Here is a 469-nt window from a genome sequence, read left to right as displayed (position 1 = left end):
CCCGCCGATGCGGACGTTTGCGGCGTTGTTGTTGAGGAAGTAGCAGTCGACGATCTCGACCTGTCCGGGCGTCCGGGAGGTGTACGTGCCGTTGTTGCCGAACTCGCGGAAGTCACACCCCTCGATCCGGACCGTTCCCTTGTTCGACCAGCCGACCCAGACACCGATCCGTCCGTTACCCCTCGCGTACCCGTCGATGCGAGAGCCCTTCTTCGCCACTGCGTCCCGCAGCACCCCGCGGCCGCTCTCGCTCGTGATCCCGAGCAGGAAGGCGCTGACCTGCCCGGAGTTATCCGTGAGCCCGCGGCCGAGGAACTCGACGTCTTGGATGTGGAAGTGGTTCCGGCAGCGCAGCCGGATCCCGGTCGTGGTGTCGTCGGGGCGGACATCGACATCGACGTTCTCGATGAGCACGTCGTCGGGCACCGGGTCGTAGTTGAACAGGAGCCGCGTGTAGCCGGCCGGGAGA

The 469-nt window shown here is 66.1% G+C and carries 1 pseudogene; it reads right to left on the bottom strand.

Features of this window, described 5'->3' with window-relative positions:
• A pseudogene (locus EXE44_RS18140) lies at positions 1-469 on the bottom strand (hypothetical protein); the annotation flags it as partial.

It is taken from the genome of Halorubrum sp. SS7 (assembly GCF_005435055.1).
In the GTDB taxonomy this organism is placed as follows: domain Archaea; phylum Halobacteriota; class Halobacteria; order Halobacteriales; family Haloferacaceae; genus Halorubrum; species Halorubrum salinarum.
Note: the sequence above shows the minus strand (reverse complement) of the source record. Positions and strands in the feature narration are given on the sequence as shown.